Here is a 20,906-nt window from a genome sequence, read left to right as displayed (position 1 = left end):
CGTGGTTGGCGGCATAGAAGGGCAACTCGGGGCCATGGGGCAGGAGTCCGGCATCATCGCTCACTAGCAGCCTGTGGTGACCGGCCTCGAATTCGTGGTAGTAGCTCATCCCCTCCTCGGCCAGCAGGCGCTGCATAAAGGCCAGGTCGGTTTCCCGATACTGGACACAATACTCGCGCCGGGCGTGCTCTCCCTTCAGAGCGAAGGCGTACTCCTGAATGCCCGCCTCCTGCAGCAGGATAGAGAGGATTTCCTCAGGCTTCTGGGCCTGGAAGATACGGCTGTTGTGGCGCAGCCCCAAGCGCCAGAGCGCAGGTTGTACCGTCAGCTGGTAGCGGGTGCGGCGAAAGCCGCTCTCCCCCTGCATAAACTCGCTGACCACACCCGACACCCGCCGCTGCAGCTCGCCGTTGAACCACACCTGCAGTTCGCAGGGTTGCTCCAGCACCTGGGTTATATCGATATCCCCTCTGGCGCTGGCCAGGGAGAGTTGCAGGGTGAAGGGCTGGCTCAACTGCTCCTGCAGGGTAAACTCGGCGACGGCGAAGGTCGCCTCCAGTAAGGCTCCCACCTTGACGGTAAACTGTAATCCGCTACTGCTGGCCATCACTGGCTCCTTGTTTCCATGTTGTTCTTACCACTGTAAGTACCGGGCTGCTCATGGCTACCGCCCGCTGTTGGCCGAAACCAACAGACGTGGACGTGAGCAAAAAAACTGATTTAACAAGACACCTGGCACTCACGGCTGCAACCGCCCATGAGTGCATTCAAACTAACCGGCCTGGCCCGAGCCCGAGCCAATCACGACACCGCCACACGAGATAGCACTCCCCGTCACCGCAATGGGTTGACCATTGACCAGCACAGAGGCGACACCGTAGGCAATGGCTCGGGGGTGGGCGGATGTTTGGGCTTACTGTGCGGCGCCAGCGGATCACCCTGACGAGCCACGGGTTTGCCATCTAACAAGACATCGGGGCTGCCCCCTGTGATAGGCGTAGGGGGAAAGCCATCATGATCGCTGCCCAAGTCGCCCAACAGGGCAATTGCTGAACTCATCGTTATCTCCTGTCACAACCACACTAGCTAGGCCCGCTCGGGCAATAACCGGGTAAGCGTGTTGCCAGCACACTCGCCAACAACACTCCAAGTCACTCACCTTATCTTTGAAGCAGTCATAATTTTGGAACGGCCCGGTTGGTGAACCGGTACAGGGCTAATGCGAGTCAGTTAGCGAAGACGAGAGAGGAGGACCCGCCTAAACCTCAAAACTGACAAGCATTACTGACACAGGGCCCCGTTAAAACAGCAACTCGGGCAATCTGAATTGGCTGAACAAGCTGCCACTGAAGGGGTTTTCGGCACCATCCGTGTAGACCCGATAGCTCATGGCCCCCTCATCAACCGGGAAGCGCACATCAAAACTGGCCTCATTGACCGGTGTCAGCGTTCCTTTATCCATCAGTCGGAATAATGCCCAAGGACCAACGAAACCCTCACTACGCGGCGAACGCTCTGCCGCAGCTGGCACCAGCGTCAACTTACTCTCAGCCCCTTCGCGCATGGTATTGGGCCATACCAACGGTACCTTGGTGCGTCGACCATGGGCATACTCCAGCAATTGACCGTCCAGGTTCAGTACGCTGCGGCGCTTGTTGGCAGTAAGCTCCATGGGCTCCAGCGCAAACTGCACCTCGATATTGCCTTGCGTTGTGAAGAAGATTTGACGGATTCTCGCCGCCCTGGCCATCTGTTTGACCAACTCGGCCTGCACGGGTGAGCGGTAGTCGCCATCCAGCAGGCCGCTCTCCACCATGGGTTTGAGTTTGGCCTGGTAGAAACTATCCAGGGTGCCACCCGGGGCGAAGAAGCGTTCCATCTCGGAGAGGGGAACATCTTTGTCAGCTTGTGGATCAAAGGGATAACGATTGGCCAATTGTTCATTGAATGGATCTAGCACCTGCTTTTGCCACTCAAGTGCCAATGAAGAGAGGGCCTGATCAACCAGCAAGCCGGCAGTTTGCTCGGCCAGTTGCCCCACCCAGCGATCCAGCGGTGTCGGTAGATTGCGAGCATATTGCTGCAAGGAAAATAGCGGGTCAGCGTATTGATTGGCCATCCGCAGTTGCACCGCCTTCAAGGCTGACTGCCCTGGATCGGGCGCATGAACTATGGCCTCCAGATAATTACGCAGCTCAACCAGTTTCTGGTTAACTTCCTGGATCTGGGATCCCTGCGCACCGCGCTCAGTGAGTACGCTATTCGTGGCACTAAAAGGTGGGCTGATCCCTTTGCTCAAGACCTGCAGTTCACTGCCCGCTGCCACATTCTCCGCAACCACGTTCCCAGCGCCCACATCAACAGGGAGCTTGAACTGGGTATGGGCGCCCAAGGTGGCCATCACCCGCAAAAAGGGCTGTTCATCACCGGTAATGGTGGAAAGCACCTCAAGCGCCTGCTCCGTACTCTGCAGAGGCTGCACATCCAGACTCATCAAGAGCGTCTGCCAGTAGTTCACGTAATCCATGGCATAACGTTCGGTGATCTGGTGCTCCAACGCCTGGCGGTCTGCTCCACTGAGATGACGAGGCTGCCCCAGCACCCAGGAGTCCAACGCTGAAAGCTCACTCCAGTCCCTGTGGCCAGAGACCATCAGACCGGCTAATCCAGCCTGGGTGTAGAACCGGGGGATCCGCCCCATCTGTTCATCAGAAAGCACAAACACAGTATCAAAGGATGCCCCCACCTCCTGTTTGACATTCAGCTCGGGGGGCAAGGTTGCAGCACTCTTGGTCTGCAACGACTGATAGAGTCGTTGCTGGAGAGGTATGCTCCCTAACTCCCGCTGCGCCCCGGCGATGGCGGATGCAAACGGCGCGAATGCCGAGATAGCGGCGCCATCATGTTGCTGCCGGGCACCAAACCAATCCGTATGCTCCAGTGCGTAGGTCAGGTGCGCCAGCAACTGCTCCTGTTCATGGCCCTGACCTGGAAACGCCTGTTGCCAGCGATCGGCCATATAGCGCATGACCAGTACCGAGTTGCGACCCGAGCCATCATCCAACATGCGCATGATCCGCAATATTTCCAGCTTCTCTTCACTCCCTACCGGCGCCTGCTGCAGATCTTGCTGCAACCCTTGCATCAAGGCGGGCAAAAAGCGTAACCGTAGCAACTGCAGGTAACTGCCTTCGACCACTGGGCCTATCTCGCCTCCCTGATAGAGCCCCAGATCCGCCAGCAGGGGGGTCCGCTGCCGATAGTCACCAAACGCCAGCGTGGCCTCTCGAATAAGGTTCAAACGTGGCAACAGGTTAAAACCTAACGCCTGGTGCTCGCTCGCCTCCATTGTGGTGGTGAACGCCTGTGCCTTGGCCAATACCTGTTGGCTGGCTGTGGCATTAAGGCGATAGTAATAGTGCCAGCCATACAACAGTGGCAGGGCAAGCAAACAGAGCCCGCCCCCACCCCAGGCCAGACGCCGACGATAGCGCTCTCTGTGTGACCGACTCTCGCCAGCCAGATGCGCCTCGGGAAAAATCACTGACGTAAACAGGTGGCGCATGAAATAGAGAGAGGGTGTCCCCTTCTGTACGGTAAAGACAGGCTCAGGCAAACCGTAGCGACGCGTCGTTTCCAGTGCAAAGGCATCAAATGGCACGCCATGCTGATACACAGAGCCCAAGTAAATGCCCCGCACCAGCAGCGCATCTGCTCCGTCTGATGCCAGCATCTCCTCCAGCTGGGCCACCACATACTCCTGTAGACCGGCCAACTGCCGTACAAAAGCGAAGATCTCATCACGCTGGCTGACATCGCTCTGGCACAGCAGTAGATCGGGTAACAGGGCATTGATCCGCGCCAACCATTGCTCCCAAAACTGGATCAGATCCGGCAGCCACTGTTTCCCCAGACCCGCAGTTGGGGTAAACGTCACCCCCAATATGGCTTCCCGCTCGGCCTCATCCAATTGGCCATACACCCCCTCAAAACCGCGTAACAGATCCAGCTTGGTAAACACCACATAAATCGGCAATTGGCTGTGCAGGCTGGTAGCTACCTCCTGCAGGCGGGCGCGCATCAGCGCAGCATGGCTCTTACGCTCAGTCACTGTGGCATGTGAGAGCCAAGCCAGATCTATGGTCACCACCAGACCCGCTAGTGGTTGCCTACGCTTCTGGGCCGTCAGCCAGGCCAGCAGATGGTGCCAGAGCACATCGCTCTGTACTTCAGATGCCTGCTCATGCAGCGAAGTGTGCGCCAGCAGAGCGCCCCTGGGGGCCAGCATGATGGCTCGATCGCCCAGCCAACAGACAACCTGCTGCTCAGAGGCATACTCTCGCAGCGAGGCATCCAGCATGGGATCCAGTTTATTGGCCGTATTGGCTCGCAAGATGAGACTGCGTTTGCCACTCCCCTCCTGCCCCAATAGCAGATACCAAGGAAGCGCACTCGATGCCCGCACACCCAAACGCGCCTTCACCACCTGTAGCCAACGATCCAAAAACTCAGCCTGTCGGCCAAGCATCCGGCTTTGCGGATCCGTCACCAGCTCCTGCTGTTGATGGGTATCAAGCAGCAGGCTGCGCCTATCTCGGTAGAGGCGCCAACTTAACCAAGCCAATGCCATACAAAGCCAAAGCACGCTGCATACCAGGCGCCCAGACCATGAGGCCAATGGCCGATACTGCGCTATCTCAAGCCTTGGCCCCCACCACCAGATGAGTGCTAAGCACAGTAGCCAGAAGGCGACGCCCAGCAATCTGAGCCGCGCGGGTTGCCGCATAAACATCAATAGGGTTTTAAACATAACAGGATGATCCAATTCCAATGTTATCAATCACTTGCTTAACCAGTAGGCCAGCTTGACACTCCAGTCGGCTGACCAATCCAGGTTCCCACTGGGCCAATCCCAGACGATTTGCTTCGTGCCACAACTGCCGATGTCCTTGCTGCGCCAGCGAACTCATGCCTACCTGCTCCAACAAATCGCACTGCAACAACTGGGCATAAAAGCGCGCCCTGGGCTCACTCAACTGCGGTAACTCCTCATCCAGCAGCCGCAGCGCCGCTTCGACCCCCAGCTCCGCGAGGCGGGTCTCGACTCGCAGCGCCAACTCATCATTCGACCCAATAGCAGGCAGCAGAATCGCTTGCCTGGCTGGCCTTAACCACTGCTGACAGCTCTCTGGCAAAAAGGGAGAGCCATCGTTGAAGGTGAGCTGCGCCAACATGGGCATACGGCTCAAAAAAGCCTCCAGCTCCTGGGCTATGGCCCGGGCTATGTGCCCCCAGCCCAGTTGCTCCGCCACCTGCGCAGAGAGGTAATGGCCGACAAACCAGTAAGGCGCCAAGACCAGGCTCTGCTCTATCTGTTGCCAAAGTGCCAGATCGGCCTGTCCCAGCGCCGCTTCATAGCTCGCTACGCGATCGGCACAGACAGGCGCAAGTTGGGTCTTGACCCCGGAGTGCGTCAGCGGCGGGGTCATGATGCCGGACCAGATGGCGTGACGCCGCAGTCGATAGCCCATGGCCGAGTCGGGGTGCCGTTCGATCAGCAGTTGCGCCATCTGCAGCTGTGTTTGTCGCCAGGCGCGCTCACTGCTGCTATCCAGTGCCAGATCCACAGGCTGAGTTGTCAATTTCCCTACGGCGCCAGACATGGCGCTTGATGGTACACCAGCCCCTGATCCGGGCTGCGCATCACCCTGGGCCGGCGCCACACCGGGAGGAGCATCTGTTGCCACCAGCTCACTTTGCTGCCGTTGACCTCGCTTTAATCCAGCCAATAAGCCATCCAGCAGGGTTCCCGCCTCAGCACCGATCGCGGTCATAAGCAACGCCAGGGCCTGAACCTGGGCCAGTAGCTGTGCAAGCTCCTCACCACTCGCCGCATCAATGACTCTGGCCACCCCCCCATCAAAACGCTTGATGATCTGCTGCATCAGTTTTTGTTTCTGAGCACAGTGAGCAGGCCAGGCCACCGACCAATAGGCCCGCAACCAGGCCATGAGCAGGTGCAAGGCCAGCCCCATGGAGTTGGCCTTGGCTGGATGCTGCAAGCAGCGCAGCAATTGCGCCACTACCCGCATATCTTTGGTGCGGGTCTCAAGCAACCGCAGGCAGGTTTCGGCTACCGCATCTAGATCCAGCTGGCCATGAGCCAGGGAGCCTAACTTGACTAACTCGGTTTCGACCCACTCCCAGCGGGAGTCATCTGCCGGTACGGCTACACCCAGCCACTCCGCGGGTAGCGGGGTAAGCAAACGGGCACACCAGGCTTCGTGATGATCCATTTCCCCTCCTACCAACGACATGCTTGGCGCAGGGGTCCCAGTGCCTGAGCCAGACCCGTGAGATCAAAGTGCAAACCTGGACCTGAGCCTGAGCGGATCACCAACTGACTGTGTGCCAGCCAGCGTTTGAGCTCAGCTATGGCCGGAAGTCCACGGCCATATTCCAGCAAATGCCCCTCATCCCGAATAAACCAGTTGCCATCACTGGTTCCGCTACTCATTTGCCCATCCAACTCACTCTGGATATGTTCTCCCACCCAGGGAGCATCGAGCTGCAAACGGATATGCGTGATACTGTGGCTACAACCCAATGCCAAGCTCCCCCCCGCCAAGGCCGGTCGAGTCAGCATCAAGCTCTCTTCGGCGTCATCGCGTTGCAGCAAGAAAGGCGGGGTCTCCGGGTTACGCCTGCGCTCTTGCGCCCAAATGGCTTGCCAGCTAGCCACTCGGCTTGACCCTGCCATACTTGAGGCGTCATCACTAGCAGCTTGCCTGGCGTCATCACTGCTCAGACGTTTTGCCAAGCGGTCATAACAGGCCAGGCGGCTAAATGGCCACATCATGTCGTGACACTGCAACCACTGGGCCGGAGTAATACCATCGAGAGACGAGGTGTCAGCCCCCAGCAGCGGCACAGCCCAAACGGCTGACACCAGAACCAACAGCCAGGGTCGCAGAATTGAGGCGCTCATCAGTTCACCTCCAGCTTCTGGCATTTATGATCCAGGGTGCGTCTGGGCAGATTCAGGCTCTGGGCCACCAGCAACCTGTTACCCCGAAAGTGACGCATCCGAGAGGCGATCACCGCAGCCTCGAAGTGTTCCATGGCCCGGCGCAAGTCCCGGATATGGAGATGCTCATCGGCCACGTTCCGAGTTGCGGCGCAGAGCCGTACCTTAAGTTCAGCGGGCAAGGCTGCCAGCGACAACGGCTCGCCACTACGACTCTGGGCACAGAGCACCTCCAGTAGATTACGTAACTCCCGGACATTGCCCGGAAAGTCATGGTGCTGAAGCGTTTGCAGCAAATCGGGGGGCAAGGGAGCAAAACGCACCCCTTCTTGTGAGGCTAACTGGGCCCAAAAGTGCTGGCAGAGTGGATTGAGATCCTCCGGGCGTTCACGCAATGGCGGGATCCGCAGCAGACACTGGCAGAGTCTGTGGTAGAGATCGGCGCGAAACCGCCCCTCAGCCACCCACTGCCCTAAGGGTTGGTGGGTCGCCGCCACCAGGCGAAAATCGGAGTAACACTCCTTATCCCCGCCCAGCGGTCGAAAATAGCGGGTCTCCAATACCCGCAACAGCTTGGCCTGCATGGCCAATGGCATATCCCCCACCTCATCCAGAAACAGGGTGCCACCATGAGCTTGGGCCACCAATCCGCTCTTATTACTGGTGGCGCCGGAGAAGGCCCCCTTCTGATAGCCAAACAGCTCACTCTCGATGAGATTCTCCGGAATGGCGGCACAATTGATGGCGACAAAGGGCTTATTGGCCCGTGCCGAGCAGCTATGAATAAGGCGAGCCACCACCTCCTTGCCGCAGCCGGTTTCCCCCAGGGTCAAGACACTCAGTCTGTGGCTTGCTGCCTGACGGATCTGCTGACGTAGTTGGAGTATGGCGGCGGACTGCCCCACCAGTTGCTCAGTAACTAGCCGCTCATGCTGACACGCCACCTGCTCCTCGTCCTGACGCTGACGCAGGGAGTCACGCAGCACAGAGCGTTCCCGCCGGCTCTGACCCAATTCTCGAATAAGCCCCAGTTGGTTACAGAAGATCCGGGCCAGCGCGGCCAACTCAGTACTCTCCTGCCAAGCTTGCAATGTCGGCCCTTGATCCAGCAAAGCCAAGACGGCCAAAGGCCGGCCATCCACTGCCAACAAGGGCATAGCATGCAGGCCACACTCCTGACCCAGCTCAGCCAACAGGGAGCGAAAGCCTGCATGGTCAATTCGCGCCCCGCCATGCAGAGAGTCCCAAGTGCGCGACCGCAGCTCGTGCAGCACATAGGCCAGGGGATGAGAATAATCATCCACCGCCAAGCTCAGCGCTATCTCTTGGCCCTCTACCCACCCCTGACACGCCAGCTGGCGACCACTGATCTCCAGCATGCCGAGCATGAGCCCTCTGGGCTGATAGTGACTCGCCAGGGTAGACAACCACCAACGACATAGACTCGGTTCATCCCGCTGGCTGCTCAGGGCCAACACAAATTCCAGGCTCGGTTGCATACTCATCACCCCGTCACCCGAGCCACAAACTGCCCCTGCTCCACCCCTAGGTAGACATGGCTTACCGCAACACCGGCCGCCATCTGTTGCAGCAGTTGCAAGGAGAGCGGCGGCAGCAGAGCCCCATCGATCACCGATTCGAGTATGCGAGCGCCATGTTCACTGCGATTGGCGCGCTGCAATATCTCCTGGGCCACCTGCTCCTCCAGTGTGATCTCGGCCCCAAAGCGCTGCTTGAGCAGAGCGCTCAACCGGTTAAGCTTGCCGTCGACAATTTCCACCAGCACCTCCTGCTCTAGCGGCAGATAGGGGATCACCTCCATGCGGGCCAAGAGAGCAGGTTTGAAAAAGGCCGCCAACTCAGGATAGAGAGCCTCACGTAACCGCTCCGGTTGCTTGGCTAACTCGACTATGGTCTGAGTACCCAGATTGGAGGTGAGGCAGAAGAGCACATTTTTGCAATCGATGAGCCGCCCTTCACCATCGGCCAACTCCCCCTTGTCAAAGGCCTGATAGAAGAGGTTGAGCACATCCGGATGAGCCTTTTCCACCTCGTCCAGCAGCACCAGGGAGTAGGGTTTCTGGCGGATAGCCTCGGTCAAGATCCCCCCCTCGCCGAACCCGACATAACCGGGTGGGGAGCCGATCAGCCGCGAGACCGTGTGCTTCTCTTGATACTCCGACATGTTGATGGTGGTGAGGTAATGGGGCCCGCCAAACAACAGTTCGGCAAGCTGCAACACAGTTTCTGTCTTACCCACGCCACTGGGACCGGCCAACAAGAAGGCGCCCAACGGACGCCCCGGACGCCGCAGATCGGCACGCGCTGTCAGTAGGTGACGATGCAAGTGGTTGATGGCTAACGCCTGCCCCTTGATCTTCATCCCCAAGTGGTCGGGCAGGTTCGTCACCAACTCCAGCTCGCTTTGCGTGATGCGATTGAGCGGCATGCCGGTCCAGTCGGCGATCACAGCCGCAATCTGGGCCCTGTCTACATGGGCGCAGACCAGGCTCTCCTGCTGCTGCAGCTCCGCCAATTGCCGATCCAATTGAGCCAGAGCAGATCGGCTCACCTCCTGTTTCTGGCAGGAGAATGGCTCCACGACAGAGAGACTCGACTCGGTGGCCAGCAGTTGGCTACGCAAACTAACGATTTGCTGCACCAGGGTCAGCTGCTGTTGCCACTGACTCTCTAGCTCACTCACCTGCTGCCGAGCCTGCTCCTGTTCCTGGCTCAGCAGTTCCAGCCGTTCGCTGTGCTCACCCAGCCCAATCACGCTCTGCCGCTGCAGTTGCCGGATCTCCAGCTCCTGCTGACGCAGCCGGTTCTGCAACTGACTGATAACCCGTGGCGGTGCCGTCAGGTTGAGTGCCACCCGGGCCGCTGCGGTATCAAGCAGATCAATAGCCTTGTCCGGCAGTTGGCGACCCGAGAGATAGCGGGCAGAGAGGTGGGCGGCCGCTTGCAGGGCCTCATCATCAATAAGCACGCCATGGGCCTGCTCATAGAGCGGGCGCAGGCCACGCAGTATGACGGTCGCCTCAAGCGCCGTGGGCTCCCCCACCTTAACCAGCTCAAAACGGCGGGAGAGGGCCGCATCTTTTTCCACATACTGCTTGTACTCGCGCCAGGTCGTGGCGGCTATGGTGCGTAGCTCACCTCGAGCCAGAGCCGGCTTGAGCAGATTGGAAAGATCCAGGCCCCCCTGCTGATTACCCGCCCCTATAAGGGTATGGGCCTCATCGATAAACAGGATCACCGGATGGGGTGCCGCCTTGACCTCTTGTATTACGCCCTGGAAGCGTTTTTCAAACTCACCCTTAATGGATGCTCCTGCCTGCAGCGCCCCCAGATCCAGACTCAGCAGTTCGACCTGTCTCAGCGACTCCGGCACTTGCCCTGCCACAATACGCAGTGCCAGCCCCTCGATCAGGGCACTCTTGCCGACTCCCGCCTCGCCCACCACCAGGGGGTTGTTTTTACGTCGACGGCAGAGAATATCGATCATCAGATCGATCTCCTGCTCCCGACACAAGACAGGATCGAGCCCACCACTGCGCGCCTGCTCTGTGATGTTGGTACAGAAGCGGGAGAGCAAAGTGGCACAGTGCGGTTCTGCAACCTGGGCACCAGAGACGCCTTGAGATTCGAGCTGACTCTCGGCCGATCCCTTAACCCACTCGGAGAACTGTTGCCGCAACAACTCCCGATTGACCCGGGCCAACAGAGCCACTGCGGCTTGGGGCAGGTAGCGCTGGGGAGTCATGAGCAGCACCAGCAACATGACGCCACTGCGCAGGTGAGCATGCTGAAATTCGACCGAAGCCAACAACCAGCTATCTTGCAGCCACTCCACCAGCAGAGGGGAAAAGCTGGGGTAACCTGAACTGGGCCCCTTGTCGCTCAGGCTGGGTTGCAGTAACGCCTTGAGCGCCACCACATCCACCTCGGCCTGCTGCAGGATCAGTTGAACATCACACAGCGGGCTCTCCAACATCTGCAGCAGCAGCTGCTCTACGCGGATCTCAGCACCTTGGGAGTGAACACACCAGGCGGCGGCTGCTTCCAACAGGTGACGGCTCAAAGGGTTGAGTCTGTCAACCAACAGCGGTAGCTCTATACGGATCAAAACATGCTCTCCCGTTAGCGTTTAGTTTAAGAGTCCAGCCAGTTGCGCCAGCAGCGCCTGGGTCTGATCGTGCAACGTGTGGTGGTAGTAGGCGAAGGTAAGGCTCAGCAGCAGCCCCCCCATACACCAGAAGGCAAAGCTCGGACACTGCCGCTGCAAGCCAACGCGAGTCACTTGGCCACCCAGATCCAGGTGCAACATGGGGGTACTGCCATGGGTCACGGCCAGCAACTTATGTAGCTGCTTGGTCAACCGCACCAACTCATCGCGGCCTTGGCTTATCACCCGATAGCGCCCGGCAAACCCCAGACAGAGGCAGAGATAGATAAACTCCAGGAGATGGCGATAACGGGCTGGTTCCTCCTGCAGGCGCGCCAGCAAAACAAACACCTTCTCGCCACCCCAGGTTTCATTATGAAAACGGGTTAGCAGCGAGTGTTCCGACCAGGCGCTCTGACTGCCCCACTCCCGACTCATCACCGCCTCGTCGATGAAACAGCAGAGCATGTAACGAAACGACAGCACCTCGGCGTGGGCATAGCCCTGATCGATGAGCTCCTGCTCCACAGACTGGATTTCGCTAACCACCCGCCCATAGAGCGCGGCAACGTCGGTAAGGTGAGAGAGCTGGCGTACTCGCTGCACCAGACCCAGCAGAGGGGTGACCGCATCTATCATGGGGTTGATGCTCTGCCCCCGCAGACGAAAATCATGGTCGCACTCAGGCTCCCATAGTTCGAAGGAGCCAAACAGTGGCTCACTGTGTCGCGCCATACTCCCCCACTCTGCATGCATCTCAGTGCTCATTTATCATTCTCCTTGAGGTGATCACTGGCCACGGATTGCCCAGAGCTGCAGATCGAGCTCGGGGAAATCACCGGCAATATGGAAGGCAAGTGTGTTGTTATTTACCAACAGGGGCCAAGCCGGGCCTTGTCGGTCCAGCTGGAAGTAGCTGTAGCCGGCATGGTAGGGCAACTGACGGGGGGCCACAGGCAGTGGCAGCAGCGGCACGCCGGGTAACTGCAGGCTGATGAGCTCTCGCAATTTATCGCTGGAGGCGATCTTGGTCTGTTGCAACAACTGCTTACGCAACTGCTCCTGAGGCAGGCGAGCCCGTGCCGCCAGCACAAAATCGGCCTGGGTCAGCAATTCGCTCTCATGGACCTGAGCTACCATGATGCCGTATGGCTGTTTACGCAGTTGAATGGAGACGGCTCGCGGCGAAAGCACGGTACTTAGCGCCTGGCGCAATGCCAGACTCAGAGGAGCAAAGCTAAGCTGGGGATCGTCGTGACGATAAACGGCAAACCGCGGAGTTAAGCGTGACTCGTCGGTGAAGGTCATCAGCTCCCCCACCAACTGCACCAGCGCCTCGTACAACCGCTCCGGATGCAGGGTGCCCAGCATGGCCAGATGCGCCAGTTGGGGCTGGGCGCGATTGAGTAGTTGCAACAGCATGAACTCGGCCACCTCGGCCACCCCTTGCTGACCGGGGGCCGCCATACGCTGGGCCAGACTTCGCGCACGCTCGGTAACCAGCCCCACCGCCTCTTCCACAAATCGTTTGAGTGCCGGGATAGCCGCAACAGTGAGGCTACAGGGCATGAAGTTAGGGTCCAGTACCACCCCCCCTTCTGGCCGCACATCCATAATGCGGGCTATCGCCAGACAGCTGTAGGCACTGCGATCCTCGGACTCGAGCATTAGGCGCAGGCTGACCCGCCCTACCTCGAGGGAGACCACATCGCCGCCATCACTGTGCAGATCACGCACCTCATGCCGATGGGAGAGCAGACGAGTGACAACCTCGCTCCCGCTATTGACCTCATTGACCCCACTCACCGCCAGCGGTAAGGCCAGGTAGACTTTTTGATTCACCAGGGTGGCATCACTGACCTCCCTAGCCTGCGGCAGCAGGTCATCATGGGGAATATTGAATACAGTACCATCCGGCAATATGCCGCTGGCGCTGATCAGGGCGATGCGGCCAAAGCCCAAATAATCCTGGTTCAGGGTCAAGGCTTGCAGACCATAACCATAGTCACCCAAAGCCGTGAGCCTGGCATGCAACTCATAGTCGCTATGCCTTTGCTGTTGTTGAAAATGTTGGGGCTTGATAAAGAGCCCTTCGCGCCAGATCACCCGATTTCGACTCGACATGGTTACTCTTCTTCTTTTTGTAATTGCACTTCGTTCTGACGCAGATGGATCAGCAGTTGGTAGGCTTCTCCCGTGCTTTTGACCTTGATCACCTTGCGCCACTGAGCCCGATCCGGGTCGGCATAATGCGCGATCACTCCGATATATCGGGTTTGCTCATCCAGCTTGGCGGGGGGAATATATTTGTACTGCCCGGGCAGCAGAGTGAACTCCTGGTGATCGATATAATTCTTGCCCAAGGCCTCTTTGGGCCCGGCAGCCAGTTGGTCATAGTCACTGGCCAGCAACTTGGAATCTTCTGCCAACCAGATGAGCTGCAACTCAATGGGTGCCGCCTCACCGCTGCCATTGGGGTTCACATCAGGCTCAGCCAGCAGCGTCACCCCCAGAGTCGAGGGCTGTTCACTATCGCTTCCCACTTGAATATCCGGATCCATGATCACATCGGCCATCTTGCCCAGCGTGGTACAACCGCTCAGGAGCAGCAGGAACCCAGACAAAACCCAACCCAGGCGAAAATGACCAGGCGTCGCTATCCTACCCATCACATCACCCCCTGTTGCTGACGCACGGCCTGGTCATAAGCTTGGGCGTAGACTTGATGAAATAACCGGTCAAATCCCTGCTGCCGGGCCGAGGTCAGCTCTCGGTAATAGTGCTGATACATGCCCCAGGCCCAACCCTCGACAACAGCGTCCGGCGTTGGCTCGCGTCGATAGCGGGCAAAACGGGCCAGCAGCGTCTCCGGTGAAAACGCCTGCAGTAGACTCTCCAGCGCCGCACCAATCGCCTGCTGATTGGCCACATGGTGAATGCGCACATTGTGCAGACTCTCGGCAATGGCCGCCGGTGCGGTCAGGTGTACCGGGCTCTTCTCATCGGCAAACAGCACAGCCAGAGTACCGTCACAATCCAAGCCAAGACGCAGCGGGTTATCTTCTATTGGTCGCAGATGTGTATCGGCTAGGGCAGTCTGATCCGCTTGTAGCGCCAGCAAGCCCACCACTGTGGCGCGGAGCGTTCTGCCCATCTCTTCGAGCATCTCATGGGCGGGCGGGCTCTCCTGCCACAACACCTCTTGGCCCAGACCGCGCAGCAAGGGCGTCAACACCGGATGGGCGTCTTGGCTTGCCACAGCGCCGTGCACATGTTCAATTCTGGGCATCTCGATGCACTCCTGGTTCATGCTCTTCTCTCCTGCGGTTAGGACGGTAAACAGGGCGGGCGCTTTGAATGCAGGCTGGCCGGACAAAACCGGCGCTAGCGCGGGATCTGAAAACGACACAGGATCCGCACGCTCCTGCTGCAGCGCCAGAATGGGATCGGCAAGAGCCGACTCCTCAGCCATAAGCCGGGAGGGCTCATCCTTTGCAACCCACCACTCGTCCAGCTCACGCTCATCAGCGGTGCTCGCGGCTGGCGACCGGAGCATGGCTGAGGGGCGTTCACCCAGATACGCCCGCAGTCGAAATGGCCCCACAGTCAGCTCATCCCCCTGCTGCAGGTAGACCTTACGCTCCCGCCCTATAGGGGAGCTCACGCCATGAAGATAGGTTTGGCCGCTGAGATCGCACAGGCAGAAGCGTCCATCATGCAGTTCGATACGAGCATGGGCCGCCAGCACAGACCCAAGACGATCCCGCAGTTGCCAGTCATCCTGTGCCGATGAGCCGAGCGTGCCCCCCAGCTCATCAAAGTGGTACTGGGCGTTCGTACTTCCCCCCACCAGCTGTTCGCTGTTAAGCACCACCAAGGAAAGTTGTTGTTTGAAATTGTTCACCATTACTCCTGCACGCATATGTTCACAAAGGGAGCCTGCGGCGGTTGCCCCAGAAAACTGCTCCAACCCAGACGCATCTCCTGCCCGGCACCCAACCGCAAACCGCCCACGTCCTGCTGGCAAAAACCCAGTTGCAGATCCCAGGCCAGTTGATCGCGCAGGATGAAGGAGACGAAGGTCACCAAGGGAGTGAAATGGGCACCATTGGGCAAAAAGGCCAAAAATTGCTTCAGGTTTAATTTATTGATTTTTAACAAAAACTTACCTGAGCAGTCCTGAACGCTGGCGCCAATCACCATATTGCTACCCAAGTTAACGCAGGCGCGGCCAAGCTGGTTTTGCTGCTCGGCGGCAATGGCCACCTTGCGCAGTTGCCACGGAATGACCTGCACCTCGGCCAAGTCAAAACAGTGGGCCACCAGATCTGCCACCACCTCGGGCGAGCGGCTGGGGCTAGCCAGCAGACCGGCGTAGGCCAGCATCTTGGCCCGGTGAACCGGCACGTGATGACTCAACGCCGGATCACCCAGCCCCACCAGAGCAAACATCAGGCGCGAAAAACCATCCTCTCCGTCGCCTTGAAAACGGACGTGATAGCGATACTTGCGCCAGATCCGATGCAACAGACTCAGCAACCTGTGATGGAAGAAGTCAAAAAAGAGCCCCAACTTGGGCTCACCCTGGGCGTACTCCCACGCCAACGCGTCCAGGTAATACCCTGGCATAGGGGACTGACTGCCATGCAGCCCCATAAAGGCCACTTCCAGCTCATGGCGCCCGCTCTCATCCCGAGCGAGCTGCAACACATCACCCGTCGGAAAGCCCAAAGAGGCCGTCGCCTTGAAGCGAATGCTCTCTTGCTCCGGCTCATGATCCAGCCCCTGCTCCTGATTTGTACCTCCGAGTCGATGGAGCAACTCCACCAACTGGAAGAAGTTAAATCCCGATCCAGGCTGGAGCGGCGTCACATCAAAGCATGTTGACCCAGCTGAACCGGCCATCGATAGCGCTCCTGGTTATCAAGGTTGATCACCTCCAGCAGGTGGAAGGCATTCACGCTGGCATAGAGGGAGAAGAAATGGGCCAGCACGCTACTGAACAGATAGAGCTCGCCTTCGCTAGCAAACGCGGATTGGCGCAACGAGAGAAGCGACTTGACGCCGCGCACCGGCATACCCCGAACCAACCTCTCTACCGGCTGACTGGTGATGGCCTCGATCCCGGCCAGGCGCTTGCGCGAAGCCTGCTCGGCCTGCTTGTCATGGAGTGCCGGAAAGTCGTAGGTGCGCAGCACCTGAACCACCGCATCCCGCTGTAATAGGGAGAGGTAGTTGAGTGACAAATTGGAGATCAGCGTCCAGTGGAGGCTGCCATCCAACGCCGGACGTAGCGCCCGAGTCGGGCGAGTCAAATTGCTAAAGGTGGCAAACGAGGGCGAGCTTCCAGTAGGAACACAGATGCTCCCCACCTGCAGTTGGGCCGCATGTGAGCGATTGGTACAGGTCAAGCGTACCGAGATGGCTTCGTCCAGATCGACACAGCTAGTCTCATCCCCACGGATGAAGGAGAGCGTATGTGCAAAACCGTTGCCACTCACCGACTCCCGGACTCGTAGCCGGTAGTAGAGCGCCAGCCGCTGCCTCATCTGCTCGATCTGGTGCTCAAAACTCTCAAAGGGCTGATAGTTACGTCGAGTACCGCGGCTGCGACCTTCCCCGCTATCGATCCAGCCCTCCACCTGATCCACAGAGAAGATCTCAATGCTCTCGCCATGGCGATGGCTGGCCTTCAACGGATACTCTGTCTGTCGTCCATGCAGGTGGATAGGTTCACTGTCATGGGTAAAGAGATTGATAGCCGGCACACAGTTGAGCCGGAAAGAGTCATCACGGATCTTCAAACTGGCTGGCAAAGGGCGGTCAAAACAGAAGTGGATCTTGAACTCTCGCACCGGCAGCGCCTGTTGCGGCCAGCTGTAGCTGCCCCCATCTTGACCACCCAGCGCAAAAAATAGAAAGCTCTCGGGGAAGCAAAAATACTCCTGCAATATCCGATAACCGGAATAGACATTGTTCGGATAGGGCAAGAGGGCATCTTCACGCGCAAAGCCCACGGGCTTGAGGAAATCCGCATCCTGCCGAAAACGCAGCCCATCCAGCTCCAGTTCGATATGGGAGAGTTGGTTAGCTAGCCAGAAATAGAGCTGGTAAGCGGTATGACGGTCGCCGCCGAGAAACAGACGCAACTTATCCAGCTTTAATTCAGAGAGCGATAAGGCGTCGTGCAGCGCAATCTGTAACGTGATGGTGGAGTGAGTACTGCTACTTTGCGTTGTCACCTTGGTCAGCTCGGCCGGGTAGATCCAGGCATCATGACAGGTGCGAAAATGGCAGATCACATCATGAAGCGGCAAGCTATCGAGCTGGCAACCGCGCTCAACCAGGGTGGGTTGCGCTATGGCGCCGGGAATGACGGTAAACTGCATTATGGTCATGCTCGGCACAGGCCGCAGATAATTGGGCCACAGCAGGCTGAGCAAACCGTGAGTGAGTTCGGGGAACTCATCTTCAATCTTGCCGCGCAGACTACCGGTCAGAAAGGCAAAGCCCTCCAGCAGCCGCTCCACATCCGGATCGCTGCTGTGCTCGGCTAAAAAACGAGAGAGCTCAGGATGCGCCTTGGCAAACTCCCGTCCCTGCAGACGCAAGAAGGCGAGCTCATCCCGAAAGTAATGTTCCAGTAACATGCTTCAAACCATGCTGTAGTGACGTTGACTGTCCAACTGGACATTGAAGGAGGTAACCTGATCGATCTGCTCCAGCCTGATGTGGGCGGTGATCTGAAATATCATCTCCAACGGATCGGTTTGGTGTTCGGGTGATCGAACATCCACATGAATGACCCTGGGTTCATAGCTATGTATGCACTGGCGGATCGCCTCCTGGATCCGCCCCTTAAGATCAGCGCGCTCCCATGTGGCATCATTCAAATCGATCACCCCTAGTTCAGGCGCACTGCGACAGCTCCCCGGTCGGGTGTTGAGCAGACACTCCAGATGACGTTTAACCGACACTATCAGGCTATTTACCTCGGCCAGGGCCAGATCAGTCACCCTGATCTGGCTATTGGTGGCAAGAGCATGAGGGGCGGCGCGCCCCTCCCCCCGGATCCGATCAAACAGGCTAGCGGCGTCACCTCTATCCCACGACAATAAAGAAGACATGATTACTCCTTGTCCAGAACTGGCGGCATCACCTCTATTCCGCGACCCAACGACAGCAGAGATGACATGACTACTCCTTGTCCAGGCGACCAACCAATGAGAGCTCAAAGCTGGCCCCCATATATTTGAAGTGAGGGCGCACTGACAAGGCCACCTGATACCAACCCGGCTCCCCCTCCACATCCAATACCGAGATCTGGGCAGCCCGCAGCGGCCGACGACTACGCACCTCGGCAGGCGGATTTTCTTGATCCGCCACAAATTGCCGGATCCAGCTATTCAACTCCCGCTCCAGATCCTGACGCTCCTTCCAGGAGCCGATCTGTTCCCGCTGCAGCACCTTGATGTAGTGGGCAAGCCGATTGATGATGAACATATAGGGCAATTGGGTTCCCAACTTGTAGTTGGTCTGAGCCTCTTTGCCCTCGACCGTGTTGGGAAACTGCTTGGGTTTTTGCACCGAATTGGCAGAGAAAAAGGCCGCGTTATCGCTATCCTTGCGCATAGTCAGCGTGATGAAGCCCTCTTCAGCTAGTTCGTATTCACGGCGATCGGTGATCAGCACCTCGGTGGGGATCTTGGCCTGCAGTTGCCCCATGGCCTCATAGAGATGCACCGGCAGATCATGGATGGCGCCGCCGCTTTGCGGTCCTATGATGTTCGGGCACCAACGGTATTTAGCAAAACTGTCGGTCAGCGCTGAAGCCAACAGATAGGCGGTGTTACCCCACAGATAGTGCTCATGTCGTGAGCCGATCGCCTCTTGATAGTTGAATGCCTTGATGGGATTGTTGGCCTGATCATAGGGCAAGCGCGCCAGAAAACGGGGGGCGGTCAACCCCAGGTAACGGGCATCCTCAGATTCGCGTAATGAACGCCATTTGGTGTAGGCCGGCCCTTCGAACACGGCGGGAAGATCCTTGATGGCGGGCAGCTCGGTAAAACAGTCGATGCCAAAAAACTCAGGCGCCACAGAGGAGAGAAATGGCGCATGGGCCATGGCCCCCACAGCACTGACATATTGCATCAGCTTGATATCGGACGAGCTGTGGGTGAAGGCATAGTCACCAATCACAGCCCCTACCGGCTGGCCACCAAACTGGCCATAGCCCGTAGCATAGACATGCTTATACAGACCGGACTGGGTGATTTCGGCGGCGAATTCAAAGTCCTCCAGCAGCTCAGCCTTGGTAGCATGCAGCAGCTGGATCTTGATGTTTTCCCGAAAATCGGTGCGATCCACCAACAACTTGAGTGAACGCCAGGAGGACTCAAGCTCCTGCAACGGCTGGGCGTGCAAGAGCTGATCCATCTGCTGACTCAGCTTCTTGTCCAGCTCGACAATCATGCTGTCGACCAGCGCCTTATTCACCCGCTCGGAGCCCGCTCCACTATCCAAAATATTGGCGATCAGGGCGGCGACCCCCTGTTTGGCCACCCCATATCCCTCATCAACAGGCGTCATGCGCGCCTGAGCCATGATGTCGTCCAACAGGGAGGTGCTCGTAGTGGCCCCCCCACGGATCTGCTCTGCCACCAAAGACATGGTTATCTCCTTCTCATCCATCCACACCACAGCACTGACTCAAGCAGGCTGGATTAATTGCAGCTCTTGTAGTAGTTGCTCACGGGCCGTCTCACTACAGAGCAGCTCCTGCAGTCGATTACGAAACGCAGGAATGTTGCCGAGCGGCCCCTTGAGGGCGACCAGGGCTTCACGCAGCTCCAGCAACTGGCGCAACTGAGGGACTTGCGAAGCCAGGCTGTCAGGCGAGAAATCATCCAGGGAGTGGATATTGAGCGAGACAGGCAGTTCATCCTGCACGTCATCACCCAGTCGATTTGGCACAGAGAAATTCAGCTGCAGGGCCGCCTCTTTCATGACGGCCGCAAAATTATTCTTGTCGATAACCACACTCTGGCGCTCTTCAATGGGCGTCTCATCCTGGCTACCCGTCATATTCCCCACCACTAGCAAAGTAAGAGGAAGCTCTATTTCAGCCTGAGGCCCACTGGTGGCTGGCACATATTTGATATTGATGCGCTCTTTGGGCGCCACTGTGGCACCATGGTTGGTTTGTTTCATGTCCTGAATACCATCCAGAATGAATTGAGGCCGGCAAGGCTATTGGCTATCGACCGTCAAACCAACTGTCAAAAAACATGACAGCCCGCGGGAATACTCCCCCGCAACACAAACGGTAAAATTTAGCAGTAGCACGCAGCAGAGCCAGGCTAGGCACAGCCATAACCGTCCATGTCAAATAGCCAGCAACATCAGACTAGAGAATAGGTATATATGTTTAAAAACAAGGAATTAGTGAATCACCCCTCCAATGACTTCACCGGGGGAATATGTTTTACTTAGACATGCCCGAGATGGGAACGGAGTATTTTCATGCGGTAACAAGAGCAATAAATATCAGGTCAGAGCTTATTAATTGCGCATTGGCTAAACAATTTAAACTTAATATGAAATAAAATGCCAGGCAGTTATGACAGTGAAACTGCATCGGGAAATGTTCTTGTACAGTTGTTATGGCGAGCAATCTGTATTTTATTACAGGGCCAGATGTTAAGAGCC

At 57.7% G+C, this 20,906-nt stretch carries 15 protein-coding genes and 1 pseudogene; all 16 read right to left on the bottom strand.

What is annotated here, in order from left to right:
* The coding region (tssI, locus tag ACZYTD_RS11950) for a type VI secretion system tip protein TssI/VgrG (RefSeq protein ID WP_463892284.1) at window positions 1-607 on the bottom strand (607 nt) is incomplete at its 3' end.
* A 165-nt stretch (window positions 608-772) separates the two neighbouring features.
* Window positions 773-1,059, bottom strand: a pseudogene (locus ACZYTD_RS11945) (type VI secretion system PAAR protein).
* Between the two features lie 241 nt (window positions 1,060-1,300).
* Window positions 1,301-4,786, bottom strand: coding sequence for a type VI secretion system membrane subunit TssM (tssM, locus tag ACZYTD_RS11940; protein WP_463892295.1), 3,486 nt, complete (start codon window positions 4,784-4,786; stop codon window positions 1,301-1,303).
* Between the two features lie 16 nt (window positions 4,787-4,802).
* Entirely contained in the window at window positions 4,803-6,296 is a 1,494-nt protein-coding gene (tssA, locus tag ACZYTD_RS11935) for a type VI secretion system protein TssA (protein ID WP_463892282.1), read from the bottom strand.
* A gap of 8 nt (window positions 6,297-6,304) precedes the next feature.
* Complete coding sequence (gene vasI, locus ACZYTD_RS11930) at window positions 6,305-6,988, bottom strand: type VI secretion system-associated protein VasI (RefSeq protein ID WP_463892281.1); 684 nt, start codon at window positions 6,986-6,988, stop codon at window positions 6,305-6,307.
* On the bottom strand, window positions 6,988-8,532 hold the full coding sequence (locus ACZYTD_RS11925) for a sigma-54 interaction domain-containing protein (RefSeq protein ID WP_463892279.1): 1,545 nt from the start codon (window positions 8,530-8,532) through the stop codon (window positions 6,988-6,990). The genes vasI and ACZYTD_RS11925 overlap by 1 nt, the downstream gene beginning before the upstream one ends.
* Window positions 8,532-11,156, bottom strand: coding sequence for a type VI secretion system ATPase TssH (tssH, locus tag ACZYTD_RS11920; protein ID WP_463892278.1), 2,625 nt, complete (start codon window positions 11,154-11,156; stop codon window positions 8,532-8,534). The genes ACZYTD_RS11925 and tssH overlap by 1 nt, the downstream gene beginning before the upstream one ends.
* Before the next feature lie 21 nt (window positions 11,157-11,177).
* Window positions 11,178-11,963: a type IVB secretion system protein IcmH/DotU gene (gene icmH / locus ACZYTD_RS11915; protein WP_463892277.1), complete on the bottom strand. Its 786-nt coding sequence runs from the start codon at window positions 11,961-11,963 to the stop codon at window positions 11,178-11,180.
* Window positions 11,964-11,984: 21 nt separating this feature from the next.
* Window positions 11,985-13,319: a type VI secretion system baseplate subunit TssK gene (gene tssK / locus ACZYTD_RS11910; protein ID WP_463892275.1), complete on the bottom strand. Its 1,335-nt coding sequence runs from the start codon at window positions 13,317-13,319 to the stop codon at window positions 11,985-11,987.
* 2 nt (window positions 13,320-13,321) lie between these two features.
* The gene (tssJ, locus tag ACZYTD_RS11905) at window positions 13,322-13,864 is read right to left on the bottom strand and encodes a type VI secretion system lipoprotein TssJ (protein WP_463892273.1); all 543 of its coding nucleotides are present in this window, start codon (window positions 13,862-13,864) and stop codon (window positions 13,322-13,324) included.
* On the bottom strand, window positions 13,864-15,099 hold the full coding sequence (gene tagH, locus ACZYTD_RS11900; protein WP_463892272.1) for a type VI secretion system-associated FHA domain protein TagH: 1,236 nt from the start codon (window positions 15,097-15,099) through the stop codon (window positions 13,864-13,866). The genes tssJ and tagH overlap by 1 nt, the downstream gene beginning before the upstream one ends.
* Before the next feature lie 2 nt (window positions 15,100-15,101).
* Entirely contained in the window at window positions 15,102-16,100 is a 999-nt protein-coding gene (gene tssG / locus ACZYTD_RS11895; RefSeq protein ID WP_463892271.1) for a type VI secretion system baseplate subunit TssG, read from the bottom strand.
* Window positions 16,064-17,845, bottom strand: coding sequence for a type VI secretion system baseplate subunit TssF (gene tssF / locus ACZYTD_RS11890; protein ID WP_463892270.1), 1,782 nt, complete (start codon window positions 17,843-17,845; stop codon window positions 16,064-16,066). Before tssF ends, tssG begins: the two co-directional genes overlap by 37 nt.
* A gap of 3 nt (window positions 17,846-17,848) precedes the next feature.
* On the bottom strand, window positions 17,849-18,322 hold the full coding sequence (gene tssE, locus ACZYTD_RS11885; RefSeq protein WP_463892269.1) for a type VI secretion system baseplate subunit TssE: 474 nt from the start codon (window positions 18,320-18,322) through the stop codon (window positions 17,849-17,851).
* Window positions 18,323-18,392: 70 nt separating this feature from the next.
* Window positions 18,393-19,868: a type VI secretion system contractile sheath large subunit gene (gene tssC / locus ACZYTD_RS11880; RefSeq protein WP_463892267.1), complete on the bottom strand. Its 1,476-nt coding sequence runs from the start codon at window positions 19,866-19,868 to the stop codon at window positions 18,393-18,395.
* 39 nt (window positions 19,869-19,907) lie between these two features.
* Window positions 19,908-20,408: a type VI secretion system contractile sheath small subunit gene (gene tssB, locus ACZYTD_RS11875; RefSeq protein ID WP_463892266.1), complete on the bottom strand. Its 501-nt coding sequence runs from the start codon at window positions 20,406-20,408 to the stop codon at window positions 19,908-19,910.
* Window positions 20,409-20,906: the final 498 nt, after the last annotated feature.

The sequence above is a fragment of the Pseudaeromonas sp. HNCC25DJ180 genome (assembly GCF_055413345.1).
The sequence above is the reverse complement of the archived record's forward strand: the minus strand, read 5'-3'. Positions and strand labels throughout refer to the sequence as shown.